Source organism: Mariniluteicoccus endophyticus, assembly GCF_054780035.1.
In genome coordinates, this window is the sequence record NZ_BAAGXC010000025.1 from 57,224 (window position 1) to 70,142 (window position 12,919).

Genomic DNA, 12,919 nt, shown 5'->3' on the forward strand with positions numbered 1-12,919 from the left:
CCAGATCACCCTAACCCGGGGCGTGACGCCGCGTACGCCCCCGCGCAGGCTGGTCCCAATCGGCAGATGCGAAGGAGCAGACATGTCCCACGACTTCACCAAGGGCCACCGCCCGGTCACCGCCCCGCGGGGGCTCGAGAAGACCGCCCAGACGTGGCAGGCCGAGGGCGCGATGCGCATGCTCATGAACAACCTCGACCCGGAAGTCGCTGAACACCCCGACGCGCTCGTCGTCTATGGCGGCACCGGCCGCGCCGCCCGGTCCTGGGACGCGTTCGACGCGATCGTCCGCACCCTGAAGACGCTCGCCCCCGACGAGACTCTGCTGGTGCAGTCGGGCAAGCCGGTCGGCGTCTTCCGTACGCACGAGTGGGCGCCGCGCGTGCTCATCGCCAACTCCAACCTCGTCGGCGACTGGGCGAACTGGGAGTTCTTCCGCGAGCTCGAGGCCGAGGGCTTGATGATGTACGGCCAGATGACGGCCGGCTCGTGGATCTACATCGGCACGCAGGGCATCCTGCAGGGCACCTACGAGACCTTCGGCGCGGTGGCCCGCAAGCGGTTCGGCGGGACGCTCGCCGGCACGATCACCCTCACCGCCGGCCTCGGCGGCATGGGCGGCGCACAGCCGCTCGCCGTCACGATGAACGAGGGCGTGGCGATCTGTGTCGACTGCGACGAGACCCGCATCGACCGCCGCATCGAGCACCGCTACCTCGACGTGAAGGCCCGCGACCTCGACCACGCGCTCGAGCTGGCCATCGAGGCCCGCGACGCGAAGAAACCGCTGTCGATCGGTCTGCTCGGCAACGCCGCCCACGTGTTCCCCGAGCTGCTGCGCCGTGAGGCCCCCATCGACATCGTCACCGACCAGACGTCGGCGCACGACCCGCTGTCGTACCTCCCGCTCGACTACGACTTCGACGACATGGGCGAGCGCGCCAAGGACGACCCGTCGACGTTCACAAAGGCCGCCCGCGAGTCGATGGCCAAGCACGTGGAGGCGATGGTCGGCTTCCAAGACCGCGGCGCCGAGGTGTTCGACTACGGCAACTCCATCCGCGACGAGGCCCGCAAGGCCGGCTATGAGCGCGCCTTCGAGTTCCCGGGCTTCGTCCCGGCCTACATCCGCCCGCTGTTCGAGGAGGGCCTCGGCCCGTTCCGCTGGGCCGCGCTGTCTGGCGATCCCGAGGACATCAGGAAGACCGACCAGGCGATCCTCGAGCTGTTCCCCGAGAACGAGCACCTGCGCCGCTGGATCACCATGGCCGAGGAGCGCGTCGCCTACCAGGGCCTGCCCGCGCGCATCTGCTGGCTCGGCTACGGCGAGCGCCACCGCGCCGGCCTGAAGTTCAACGAGATGGTCGCCAACGGCGAGATCGGCCCCATCGCGATCGGCCGCGACCACCTCGACTCCGGTTCGGTCGCGAGCCCCTACCGCGAGACCGAGGGCATGAAGGACGGCACCGACGCGGTCGCGGACTGGCCCCTGCTCAACGCGCTGGTCAACACCTCTTCGGGCGCCAGCTGGGTCTCGATCCACCACGGCGGTGGTGTCGGCATCGGCCGCTCCATCCACGCCGGTCAGGTCTGCGTCGCCGACGGCACCGAGCTCGCCGGCCAGAAGATCGAGCGCGTGCTCACCAACGATCCGGGCATGGGCGTCATCCGCCACGCCGACGCCGGATACGAGCACGCCAACCAGGTCGCCCGCGAGCGCGGTGTACGCGTCCCGATGATGGAGGACTGATGCCCACCGATCTCCCCGGTGAGTCGAAGAGTGGTCTCCGAGCGAGCGCCAGCGAGACGAAGAGCATCCTCGTCGACCGCATCGGCCACCTCGTCACCAACGACCCGTCGCTCGGCGAGGGCCCGCTCGGGGTGCTCGCCGACGCGGCGGTGGTCGTCGAGGGCGACCGCATCGCCTGGGTGGGACCGCGCACGAAGGCCCCCGACTGCGACGAGCGGGTGGACGCCGACGGACGCGCGGTGATCCCCGGCTTCGTCGAGTCGCACTCCCACCTGGTGTTCGCGGGCGAGCGCGCCGAGGAGTTCGCGGCACGCATGTCGGGCGAGAAGTACGCCGCGGGCGGCATCCGCACGACCCTGGCGAAGACGCGCGCGGCCAGCGACGACGAGCTGCACGCCAACGTCGCCCGGCTCGTCGCGGAGTCGCTGCGGCAGGGCACGACGACGATCGAGTCGAAGTCGGGCTACGACCAGACGACCGCGGGCGAGCTGCGGTCGTTGGAGATCGCGGCGGCCCACTGCGACACCACCACGCTGCTGGCGGCGCACGTGTGTCCCCCCGAGTTCGAGGGCCGCCAGGACGACTACGTCCGCATGGTCGTCGACGAGATGGTGCCGACCTGCGCCCCGCACGCGCAGTGGATCGACGTGTTCTGCGAGCGCGGGGCGTTCGACCCCGACCAGACACGCACGATCCTGTCAGCCGGGAGGGCGGCCGGTCTCGGCGTACGCGTCCACGGCAACCAGCTGTCGCAGGGCCAGGGCGTCCAGATCGCCGTCGAGCTCGGCGCCGCCTCGGTCGACCACGTGTGCCACACCGACGACGACGACATCGAGGCGCTGGCAGCCTCCGACACCGTCGCGACGGTGCTGCCGGGCGCGGACTTCTCCACCCGCAACAAGTACCCCGACGCACGGCGCATGCTTGACGCGGGCGTGACGCTGGCGCTCGGCGCCGACTGCAACCCGGGCACGAGCTACACGACGTCGATCCCGTTCTGCCTCGCAGTCGCCGTGCGTGACCTGCACATGACGCCCGACGAGGCGCTGTGGGCAGCGACCGCCGGGGGGGCGCGGGCCCTGCAGCGCGACGACGTCGGTGTCGTCTCCGCTGGCAGGCTCGCCGACCTGGCGTTCCTCGACGCCGACTCGCACCTCCACCTGGCCTACCGGCCGGGCGTCCCGCTCGTCTCGCGCGTGATGCGGGCGGGGAGGATGGTCGCGTGACACCCCTCCTCGACGGCATCGACCGCTCCCCCGCACCCTGGACCGGCCGCGACGACGGCCCCGGTGCCGAGCACGCCCGCTGGTGGTCGACGATCACGCTCGAGCGCCAGCAGGATGAGGAACCTGATTCCTCCCGCTCTCCGAGCGAGGCCGCCCGCTGCCGGGACGAGGAGCGCTCGCGCATCGCCCTCATCGGCTTCGCCTGCCATGAGGGCGTACGCCGGAACCTCGGTCGCCTCGGCGCGGCTGAGGGTCCGGCGGCGATCCGCGGTGCGCTGGGTTCGCTCTCCGCGCCGACGAACCCGGTGGAGCTGATCGACCACGGCGACGTCGTCGTGACCGACGACGACCTCGAGGGTGGCCACGACCGGCTGGGGCGCGCCGTGGCGGCGTCGCTCGACGCCGGCGAGCTGCCGGTCGTGCTGGGTGGTGGCCACGAGGTCGCGTACGGCACCTATCGCGGTGTGGCCGCCAGCCACTGCACGGGCGAGGGTGTGCGGCACGGCGTCTTCAACGTCGACGCCCACTTCGACCTCCGCCGCGCGGACCGGCCGAGCTCGGGCACGCCGTTCCTGCAGATGTTCGACGACCAGCGCGCGGCCGGCAGGCCGTTCGTCTACTCGGTGGCGGGCATCTCCCCGGCCAACAACACCCGGGTGCTGTTCGACACGGCCGCCGAGCTGGGCGTCGACGTGCTGCTGGAGGACGCGTGCACGCCGGATGGGTGCGACGCATTCGTCGACGCGTTTCTGGCGAGGACCGACGTGGCCCACCTGACGATCGACCTCGACGCCATGCCCGCCGCGGACGCCCCCGGTGTCAGTGCGCCAGCTGCGTTCGGCATCCCCGTCGCCGTCGTCCGGCGCATGTGCCGCCGCATCGCCGGCTCCGGGAAGCTCGTCGTTCTGGAGATCGCAGAGATGAACCCGACCCACGACATCGACGGACACACGGCGCGGCTCGCCGCCCGGCTCGTCGACGAGACCGTGCGGGCGCTCCCCCAGTGACCCCATCGCTCGGAGTGCGGGATCACCGTTCTTCGAGCGGAGGCCGCCCAAGGCCGAAGGAACGGAGCCACCCCAGCGATGCGCACAGTGCCGGGCGCGCCGAGATTCGGGCCGGGGCGTACGCTCAGCCCGCCGGCGCCCAGCCGCGTGACGACGGCCTGCTCCTCGTCGACCTCGCACGACACGAAGTTCGTGTGCGTCGGCTGGCTCGGACGCTGGCAGCGCCAGCACCGCGACGAGTACGCCGCCCTGTGCAGGAAGCGCTGATCAGGTACGCGCCAGCCAGCGTCGGTGCCACGTCCACAGGGCCCAGCCGACGAGCACGAACCCGAGGCTGGCCGCCGCGAGCTGGGTCAGCGACCCAGTCACCAGCGGTGAGACGAGCCCGGCCAGCGCGGCGTTGACGAGCAGTGACAGGAACGAGCCCATCGACGCGGCGGCGCCACGGAACCGCGGGAACAGGTCGAGCATGGCGAGTTGGGTGATCGGGAAGAACAGCTGGTTGCCGAACGCCATGACCATCGGCCCCAGCACCGGCCACGGCAGCGCGTCCACGCCGGTGGACATCAGTGCAAGGTTCATGGCTGCGGCGGACGCCGAGACGAGGAAGCCGATCCCGGCGAGCCTCGGGGCGGCGATCCGCCCCGCCAGCCGGCCGGACACGAACGCGCCCGAGATCATGCCGACGATCATCGGCACGAAGAAGATCCAGAAGTCCCGCTCCCCCTTGCCGAGCAGCGTGACCACGAAGATCGGCGCCGAGGCGATGTAGAGGAACTGGGCGGCGAACCCCAACGACGACGCGAATGCGATGCGCAGGAAGCTGCCGTGACGGACGACCTCGGTGAGGTTGCGAAACACCGGGGCGAGGCGCAGCGGCGTACGGTTGTCGGCCGGGTGGCTCTCCGGCAGCCACAGCGCGCAGGCGCACGTGAACAGGCCGTAGACGACCAGGAACCAGAAGATCACCGGCCAGCGCCCCAGGCCGAGCAGCAGGCCGCCGAGGATGGGCGCGATGGCCGGGGCGAGGCCGAAGATCATCGCGATGTGGCTCATGAGCCGCTGCGCCTCGGGTCCGGAGAACAGGTCGCGGACCATCGTGCGCGAGATGATCAGCCCGCCGGCGGCGGTGACGCCCTGCAGCGCACGGAACACCAGCAGCCAGCCCAGCGACGGCGCCAGCGCGCAGCCGACGGACGCGGCCGCGTACGCCAGGGTCGAGACGACCATCACGGGGCGCCGGCCCACGGCATCGGAGACCGGACCGAGGACGAGCCCGGCGAACGCGAATGCCAGCAGGTAGACCGACGTGATCTGCTGCAGCGCGGCGTCGTCGGCGCGCAGCTGGACACCGATCTGCGCGAACGCGGGGAAGACCGTGTCGGTGGTGAACGGCCCGTACATCGAGATCGCCGCGAGGGCGAACGTCACCCCGAGCCCGGCGCGGGCCGCGCGCTCGCTCACTTGGCGTACGAGTGGAGGCCCTGGACGAACAGGTTCACGCCGACGAAGTTCCACCAGAACACGAGCATGCCGATGATGGCGATGACGGCGGCGGGACGGCCCTTCCAGCCGGCGGTGGCCCGGGCGTGGAGGTACGCGGCATACACGACCCAGGTGATCAGCGACCAGGTCTCCTTGGGGTCCCAGCCCCAGTAGCGTCCCCACGCGTACTGCGCCCAGATGGCACCGGCGGCGATGACGAACGTGAACAGGGGGAACGCGAACGCGAGCGTGCGGTAAGCGAAGCGGTCCATCGCCTCCGACGACGGCGCCTTCGCGAGATAGCCGTTGACGACGCCGTCGGACTCGGCGCGCTGCTTGACCAGGTAGAGGATCGACGCCAGGCCGCCGAGGGTGAACGCGGCGCACGACACAGTCGCAGCAAGGATGTGGAACAGGAACCACACCGAGTGGAGCGCCGGGACCAGCGGGCCGACCTCGACGTAGAACACGGTGACAGCCAGACCCAGGCCGATGGTCGCCGCGAGCGTGACGGGCAGGCCGAGCCAGCGCATGTCCTTCACGATCGCCAGGAACAGATAGACGGCGATGACGAAAACCAGCGACGTGGTGGTGAACTCGTACATGTTGCCCCACGGCCAGCGCTGGGCGGCGACGCCGCGGCCCACGACGCCGGCGACGTGGCACACCAGGCCGACCATAGTGATGGCGATGCCGATGCGGCCCCACTTGTCGGTTCGCAGGCGGTCGGCGCCGGTCTCGGCCGACTCGACCTTCGGTGCGTCGTCGTCGACCTCGGCGGCAGGGGCACCCGCACCCACCAGGATGCGCCGGCGCCGCCTCGAGACCGTCGCGACGGCGTTGCGGGCCGAGGCCCACTCGCCCGCGTGGGCGAACAGCGCGAACATGTAGACCACCGCCGCCGACACCATGGCCAGCATCGAGTTCTCAGCCAGGAACCTCACGCGCGTCCGCCCTCCTCGGGAATGGTCATCGACTCATCTCATCTTCCCTCACTCAAGACGAAATCGCACTCCGGCAGGACGCTCAGCTCCCTTCGACCACTGCCTTCGCGATCCGTTCTCCGATGAGGAGGCTCGCCGTTGCCGCAGGGGACGGGGCGTTGAGCACATGAAGTTGCCGACCGCGGGCCTCGAGGACGAAGTCGTCCACGAGGTCGCCGCTCCGGCGAACCGCTTGGGCCCGCACGCCGGCGCCCGATCGCCGAAGGTCCTCAGCGCGCAGCTCCGGCAGCATCCGTTGCACCGCGCGCAGGAACAGGGGCGGCACGAGCGACCGCGATGCCTCCCCGATCCCGTTGACGAGGTGGCGCCTGGCGACGTCCCATGTGCCGGGGAACGACAGCGTCTGCCAGACGTCCCGCACGTCGACGTCCCTCCATCGGTATCCCTCCCGCGCCAACGCAAGCACGGCGTTGGGTCCCACGTGCACGTCGCCGCCGATCCCTCGGGTGAGGTGTACGCCGAGGAACGGCAGGGAGGGGTCGGGGACCGGATAGACGAGCCCCCGCACCAACCCGGCGCGCTCCGGTGTGAGCTCCCAGTACTCCCCGCGAAAGGGCACGATTCGCAGGTCTGGTCTCGCCCCGCCGTCGGCGCTGAGCCGGTCGGCCTGGAGCCCCGCGCAGTTGAGCACGCGGTCAGCCTCGATCGGGCCCGTGTCGGTGTGGACCACAGCGCAGTCCGCCCGTTCCTCGATCCGTCGTGCGGTGGTGGACAGCCGGATCTCGCCGCCGGCGGCCCGAATGAGCTCGCCGAGCGTGACGGCCAGGCCCGGGAAGTCGCAGACGCCGGTCGACGAGACCCAAAGGGCGCCGACGCACCGGACGTGGGGCTCCCGCTCGTGTGCCTCCTCGACAGAGATCGGCCGCACGGGGACCCCATTGCTCACGCCCCGCTCCGCCAGCGCGTTCATCCGCCCGAGCTCGTCAGGACGGACCGCCGCGATCATCTTGCCGGTCCGCCGGAAAGCAACACCGTGGTCCCCGCAGAACCTCTCGAGCTCGGTCGTGGCGCGCACGGCGAACTGCGCCTTGAGGCTCCCCGGCGGGTAGTAGAGCCCGGAGTGGACGACCCCGGAGTTGCGCCCCGACTGGTGCTGCGCGAGCGCGGACTCCTTCTCGCACACGACGACCTCTCGGCCCTGCTGGGACAGCGCCCATGCCGCCCCCAGCCCGACCAGGCCACCTCCGACGACAACGACGGGCCGAGTCATCGCGATTCTCCGGTCTTGAAGCCGTAGAGACGGCTGGGATTGTCCTCGCACACCGCACGCCGCTGCTCCGCGTCGGGGAGCCAGCGGTGGAGCCGGTCCAGAAGTCGGTCTGGACCCGGGTGCGGCAGCTGGAGGCCCACGTGTGGCCAGTCGCTCCCCCACAGGACGCGATCGGGGGCTGCGGCGACACAGGCCGCGACCCGTTCGGCGACGCGTTCCTCGTGTTCCTCCCACGCGCGGGCAAACCCCGGCTCGCCAGGGGTCGGCGCCTCGACCGGGTAGAGGCGGTCGAGACCCGAGAGAGTCACCCAGCAGCGCTCCGCCGCCAGAAGGTCCAGCAGGAGGGAGACCGCCGGTGAGTCGATCCCGTGGTCGGAGGGCACATAGCCCAGGTGGTCGATCACCACGGGCACCCCCGCCTCCCGCACCAGCTCCGGCAGGTCGGCGACCCACCGGCGCAGGTCCGTCCAGACCTCGATGTGCCACCCGAGCGGGCCCACCATCTCCGCGACGGCTCCAAGCGCCCCGACCGGGACCCCACCGGGATAGCCGTCCTGCACCCGGGTCGCCCGGACGCCGGCGTCGTGGAGCTCCTGGAGCCGCGCGGTCGGCGTACCGACGGGAACGCAGGCCACTCCGCGGAGCACATCGGGCCGCGCCCGCAGGGACGCCAGGAGCACTGCGTGATCGTCGGTACCGTACGCGCTCGGCTGCACCAGCACCCCACGGTCGCAGCCGAGCTCCGCCAGGTGCGCCGCGTGGTCCCAGACGTCCACCTGAGGAGGCGCATAGGCCGCGTCACCCACGGACGTCTGGGCAGCCCCCTTCGGGAGCGTGAAGGCGTGGCAGTGGTTGTCGATCACGATGCCACCTCCTCGCTCGCGCCATCCTGGTGCAGGTCACGTCCTCGGGTCTCCGGCAGGAGGAGGGCGGCAACGGCCAGCAGGGCGTACGCCCCTGTCGCGAAGCCAGCGATCGCGACGCCAATGCTCAGCTTTGCAGCCAGCATGCCGACGAGGTAGGGAAAGAGCGCTCCGATGCCGCGGCCGAAGTTGTAGGCGAATCCCTGCCCGGATCCGCGCAGCTCCGTGGGGAACTGCTCGGTGAAGAAGGCACCGATGCCGCTGAAGTAGGCACTAGAGAAGAAGCCCAGGGGGAAGCACAACACCGTGAACACGGCCCGGGGCATGTCGAGGAGCGTGAACGGCAGCACGACCACGACCGCGCCGACAGCGGTCAGGACGAGCGCCATGCGGCGCCCGATGCGGTCGGTCAACCAGGCCCCGAACAGGTAGCCCGCGAACGCGCCCGTGATGATGACGGCGAGCGTGCCGCCGAGTGCCATGACCTTGAGCCCTCGTGCCTCGGCCAGGAACTGGGGCAGCCAGGTGGTCAGCGCGTAGTAACCACCCTGCGCGCCCGTGGCCAGCAGCGAGCAGAGGATGGTCGTCTTGAGGATGCGGGGGCTGAAGATCCCACCCAGGGAGCTCTTCCGGGCGGGTGAGGTGCGCGCCTGCTGGGAGATCTCCGGTTCATGGACGTGGCGCCGCAGGAACACGACGAGCAGGGCGGGCGCGATCCCGAGAAAGAAGAGGATTCGCCACGCCCACTCGACCGGCGCGAAAGCCGTGACGATCAGGAAGGCGACCACCGCGAGGCCCCAGCCGACGGCCCAGCCCGACTGGACCGACCCCACTGCACGTCCGCGGTAGGCGGGCCGAACGGTTTCGCCGATCAGGACGGCGCCGGCGGCCCATTCGCCGCCAAATCCGAAGCCCATCAGTGCGCGGGCGATCAGGAGCTGGGTGGAGTCCTGCGCGAAGCCCGAGAGGGCCGTGAACACGCTGAACCAGAGCACGGTGAGCTGCAGTGTGCGGACACGGCCGATGCGATCGGAAAGGACGCCGGCCAGCCAACCGCCCACTGCCGAGGACAGCAGTGCCACGGTGGCGATCAGGCCAGCCTCGCCCTTGTCTCGGATGAAAGCGGTGGACAGGAGGACCGGAATGACGAGGCTGTACAGCTGGACGTCGAAGGCGTCAAGCGCCCAGCCAGCGAAGCAGCCCCAGAAGGTGTTCTTCTCTCCGCGGTCCATAGCCCGGAACCACGACTTCGGCTCCGCTTCACGACTCTGACTCATGACCCCCCCTTGATATGTAACATGTTACTGGGGGACCTAGGCTAGATCAGACGGTCACGGCCGTCAACGCCCGTCCGCGTGAGGGACGAAACCCTGCGACCAGGATCGAACCGTCTCCCCTCCCGACAGGCGCGCGATCAGCGCCTCCCCCGTGTTGACGAGGTGACGAGCCATGGATGCGGCGGCCGCTTCCTCGTCCCCGGCCTCGATCGCATCCGCCACGGCCCGATGCTCGTCCAGCAGGTCCTCCCAGGTTCGTCGCGAGCCGTGCGTGGACAGTCCCCGGCTGAAGACGGCGTCGCGGGCCGCCGCCACGGTGGCTTCGATGCGGCGGTTGCCGGCCGCGCGCAGGAGCACGTTGTGGAATCGCAGGTCAGCGGCCATGAACCCCTCTCGATCCCCCCTGGCACCGCTTTCCCGCATCGCATGCTCCTCATCGCGCAGGAGTGCCACGGTCTCAGGCAAGCGGACGAGGGCAACCCGGCGGGTGACAGCCACCTCGAGACTCAACCTGACCTGGAAGACCTCCGCCACAATGGTGGGCGAGACCTGCACTGCGGTGAACCCGCGGTTGCGCCGGAACTCGATGAGTCCGCTCTCCTGCAGCTGGAGCAGCACCTCTCGCACCGGCGTGCGTGACACCCCCAGCTCCGCGGCCACCTCGGCGACCGACCACAGACGGTCGTCGTAGCGACCCGAGCGCAGATCGGCGAGGACCCGCGACCGGACCTGCTCGGTGAGACTCGAGTGCACGATGGGTTTATTCATGGCCCGAGCCCACCGGTTCGTCCTCGACCACTCGCTGCGCGAGCGACTCCACCTCGTCCTCGAGCCCGCTGCGGGCGTCGGCCCGGTCGAGGCCCGCGACCTCGACCATGCGTACGCCGTCGACCACGCGCTCGCGCACCCACACCCGGCGGGGGCGGACGAACAGGCTGAGGCACAACCCCGCCACACCCACGACGAGCGAGCCGAGGATCAACCACATGCCGGGCGTGTGGGAGACCTGGAGCTTCACCCAGCGCTCGTAGCCGTCGAACGTCAGCGAGCCCTTGCCGTCGGGCAGGGTCAGCGTGTCCCCCACGCCCATGCGCGCACGCATCGGCTGGCCGTCCTTGGTGAACTGTGTCAGCCCGGTCTTGTTGAGCGAGTAAACGTTCTCAGGCAGCCCGGTCTCGACTCTGGGCGGGCCGTGGTAGGCGGTGAGGAACAGCTCGGGGTTGATCGCGTCGGGGAACAGCGAACGCGGGCCCTTCTGGTCGACGGTCGCCGTCGGGAGGAAGAAGCCCTCGAAAGCGATCCGCTCGGGGCGCGCGTCGACGGCGTTCACCACGCCGGCGGAGGTGAAGTTGCCGTCCTGCGGCAGGAAGACCGCTGGCCCCGACCAGGCGACGTTCCCGGCGCCGTCGCGGACGGTCACCCGTGGCGCGTAACCATGGCCGAGGAGGTGGACCTGGGTCTCGCCGAGCTCGAGCGGGTGGTTGACGCGGATCGTCGACTCGCGCGGGGTCGCGCCCGGGCGGTCGATCACCCGGACGTTCGCGGTGAACTCACGCGGGGCGCCGGTGTTGACCTTCGACGTCTCGAAGCGCACGGTGAACCGGTCGACGAGCACGCTGAACGGCTGCAGGTCGCGGTCGGTGAACTCGGCACCCGAATTGATGTCGTCGTACTGGCTGAGCGTGTTCGAGAAACCCTGGCCCACCAGCACGACCGACGTGCCGCGATAGCCCTGCAGCACACCCCAGGCCACGCCGACGAGCATGAACACCAGCGACAGGTGGAACACCAGGTTGCCGGCCTCGCGCAGGTAGCCCCGCTCGGCCGAGACCGAACCGCCGCCGTCCTCGGTGAGACGGCGTACGCGGTAGCGCCGCTTCTTCAGGTAGGCCTCGGCGCGGTTGAGCGCCCCGTCGGCCGCCGGTGCCGAGCCGGAGACCGGCAGGCGAAGCAGGTTGCGCGGCGTCGCGACCGGCTGGGCGCGCAGCGCCTTCCAGTAGACGCCGATGCGCGGCAGGATGCACCCGATCAGCGAGACGAGCAGCAGCAGGTAGATCGCCGAGAACCAGGGCGAGGTGTAGACCTCGAACAACCCGACGGTGTCGTAGACCTTGCCGAGCTTCGGGTGCTGGACCATGAAGTCGCGCACCTGCACCGGCGAGACGGGCCGCTGCGGGATCAGGGAACCGGGGATGGCGGCCAGCCCGCCGATGAACAGCAGGCTCAGCGCGGTGCGCATCGAGGTGAGCTGGGTCCAGAAGAACCGCAACATCTCCCGCGGCGACAGGGCCTCGGCGCGTTCAGCCATGCATCCCTCCCGCATATGTCGATCGGGTCACAGCACCGTCCCGAATCCGGCGGCCAACTGGCGCAGGCCGCCCATCATCATCTCCCACAGACCTGTGACGAGCAGAATCCCGACCAGCACCATCATCGCGCCGCCGATGCGCATCATGGTCTGGGTGTGGCGGCGTACGACGTCGAGGACGCGGCGCATGCGACCGAACGCGAGCGCGGCGACGAGGAACGGCACGCCGAGGCCGAGGGCGTACGCGAAGGCCAGCACGCCACCGCGGGCGGCGGAGCCCTCCGTCATCGCAAGCGACAGCACCACGCCGAGCGTCGGGCCGATGCACGGCGTCCAGCCGACGCCGAACAGGATGCCCAGCAGCGGGGAGGCGGCCACGCCGACGGCGGGGATGCGATGGATCCTGACGTCGCGCTGGCCCAGCGGCACCAGCCCGGCGAACATCAGGCCGAGCAGGATCGTGAGCAGGCCGAGGACGACGGTGATCGGTCGCTGCTGGGCCAGAAACCAGCGACCCAGCGTCCCCGCCAGCGCGCCGGAGGCGACGAACACGAGCGCGAAGCCGAGGACGAAGCCGAACGTGCCGGTGAGCATGCGACCGCGGCCGCCGCGCTCCTCCATTACCTCGGTCGCCGACAACCCCGTCGCGTACGCCAGGTAGCCCGGCAGCAGCGGCAGCACGCACGGCGAGAAGAACGACACCAGGCCGGCCAGCGCGGCGACGGGCAGAGCGACGATCAGCGAGCCGGTGACGGCCTGCCGGGCCCACTCGCCGATGTCCATCGGTGT

The 12,919-nt window shown here is 70.5% G+C and carries 12 protein-coding genes; 4 read left to right on the plus strand and 8 right to left on the minus strand.

Annotated elements, in window-relative coordinates:
• The first annotated feature begins 82 nt into the window (after positions 1–82).
• The 4 genes from hutU (at position 83) to ACYVGD_RS13010 (ending at position 4,250) form a co-directional block, all read left to right on the plus strand.
• The gene (gene hutU, locus ACYVGD_RS12995; RefSeq protein ID WP_460744195.1) at positions 83–1,750 is read left to right on the plus strand and encodes a urocanate hydratase; all 1,668 of its coding nucleotides are present in this window, start codon (positions 83–85) and stop codon (positions 1,748–1,750) included.
• Positions 1,750–2,976 carry an imidazolonepropionase gene (gene hutI / locus ACYVGD_RS13000; RefSeq protein WP_460744196.1) on the plus strand — a complete coding sequence of 409 codons (1,227 nt, stop codon included), beginning with the start codon at positions 1,750–1,752 and terminating at the stop codon, positions 2,974–2,976. Before hutU ends, hutI begins: the two co-directional genes overlap by 1 nt.
• Positions 2,973–3,983: a formimidoylglutamase gene (hutG, locus tag ACYVGD_RS13005; RefSeq protein WP_460744198.1), complete on the plus strand. Its 1,011-nt coding sequence runs from the start codon at positions 2,973–2,975 to the stop codon at positions 3,981–3,983. The genes hutI and hutG overlap by 4 nt, the downstream gene beginning before the upstream one ends.
• 78 nt (positions 3,984–4,061) lie before the next feature.
• On the plus strand, positions 4,062–4,250 hold the full coding sequence (locus tag ACYVGD_RS13010; protein WP_460744200.1) for a hypothetical protein: 189 nt from the start codon (positions 4,062–4,064) through the stop codon (positions 4,248–4,250).
• On the opposite strand, the gene ACYVGD_RS13015 is transcribed toward ACYVGD_RS13010, so the two are convergent.
• From ACYVGD_RS13015 to ACYVGD_RS13050, 8 genes are all read right to left on the minus strand, one after another.
• Positions 4,251–5,447 (minus strand): multidrug effflux MFS transporter, encoded by a 1,197-nt coding sequence (locus ACYVGD_RS13015; RefSeq protein WP_460744202.1) that lies wholly within the window; start codon positions 5,445–5,447, stop codon positions 4,251–4,253.
• Positions 5,444–6,388, minus strand: a complete 945-nt coding sequence (ccsB, locus tag ACYVGD_RS13020) for a c-type cytochrome biogenesis protein CcsB (RefSeq protein WP_460744250.1) — start codon at positions 6,386–6,388, stop codon at positions 5,444–5,446. The genes ACYVGD_RS13015 and ccsB overlap by 4 nt, the downstream gene beginning before the upstream one ends.
• Before the next feature lie 106 nt (positions 6,389–6,494).
• The gene (gene lhgO, locus ACYVGD_RS13025; RefSeq protein WP_460744203.1) at positions 6,495–7,682 is read right to left on the minus strand and encodes an L-2-hydroxyglutarate oxidase; all 1,188 of its coding nucleotides are present in this window, start codon (positions 7,680–7,682) and stop codon (positions 6,495–6,497) included.
• Entirely contained in the window at positions 7,679–8,545 is an 867-nt protein-coding gene (locus ACYVGD_RS13030; RefSeq protein ID WP_460744204.1) for an amidohydrolase family protein, read from the minus strand. Before ACYVGD_RS13030 ends, lhgO begins: the two co-directional genes overlap by 4 nt.
• The gene (locus ACYVGD_RS13035; RefSeq protein ID WP_460744205.1) at positions 8,542–9,822 is read right to left on the minus strand and encodes an MFS transporter; all 1,281 of its coding nucleotides are present in this window, start codon (positions 9,820–9,822) and stop codon (positions 8,542–8,544) included. Before ACYVGD_RS13035 ends, ACYVGD_RS13030 begins: the two co-directional genes overlap by 4 nt.
• 63 nt (positions 9,823–9,885) lie before the next feature.
• Complete coding sequence (locus ACYVGD_RS13040) at positions 9,886–10,590, minus strand: GntR family transcriptional regulator (protein ID WP_460744206.1); 705 nt, start codon at positions 10,588–10,590, stop codon at positions 9,886–9,888.
• Positions 10,583–12,130, minus strand: a complete 1,548-nt coding sequence (gene resB, locus ACYVGD_RS13045; protein ID WP_460744207.1) for a cytochrome c biogenesis protein ResB — start codon at positions 12,128–12,130, stop codon at positions 10,583–10,585. Before resB ends, ACYVGD_RS13040 begins: the two co-directional genes overlap by 8 nt.
• Before the next feature lie 27 nt (positions 12,131–12,157).
• Positions 12,158–12,913, minus strand: coding sequence for a cytochrome c biogenesis CcdA family protein (locus tag ACYVGD_RS13050; protein ID WP_460744251.1), 756 nt, complete (start codon positions 12,911–12,913; stop codon positions 12,158–12,160).
• Between the last annotated feature and the right edge of the window lie 6 nt (positions 12,914–12,919).

Coding starts and splice junctions, on each gene's coding strand:
- ccsB (WP_460744250.1), bottom strand. CDS start 6,388: ATGCTGGCCATGGTGTCGGCGGCGGTGGTCTACATGTTCGCGCTGTTC.
- ACYVGD_RS13050 (WP_460744251.1), bottom strand. CDS start 12,913: ATGGACATCGGCGAGTGGGCCCGGCAGGCCGTCACCGGCTCGCTGATC.
- hutU (WP_460744195.1), top strand. CDS start 83: ATGTCCCACGACTTCACCAAGGGCCACCGCCCGGTCACCGCCCCGCGG.
- resB (WP_460744207.1), bottom strand. CDS start 12,130: ATGGCTGAACGCGCCGAGGCCCTGTCGCCGCGGGAGATGTTGCGGTTC.
- ACYVGD_RS13035 (WP_460744205.1), bottom strand. CDS start 9,822: ATGAGTCAGAGTCGTGAAGCGGAGCCGAAGTCGTGGTTCCGGGCTATG.
- ACYVGD_RS13010 (WP_460744200.1), top strand. CDS start 4,062: ATGCGCACAGTGCCGGGCGCGCCGAGATTCGGGCCGGGGCGTACGCTC.
- hutI (WP_460744196.1), top strand. CDS start 1,750: ATGCCCACCGATCTCCCCGGTGAGTCGAAGAGTGGTCTCCGAGCGAGC.
- ACYVGD_RS13040 (WP_460744206.1), bottom strand. CDS start 10,590: ATGAATAAACCCATCGTGCACTCGAGTCTCACCGAGCAGGTCCGGTCG.
- lhgO (WP_460744203.1), bottom strand. CDS start 7,682: ATGACTCGGCCCGTCGTTGTCGTCGGAGGTGGCCTGGTCGGGCTGGGG.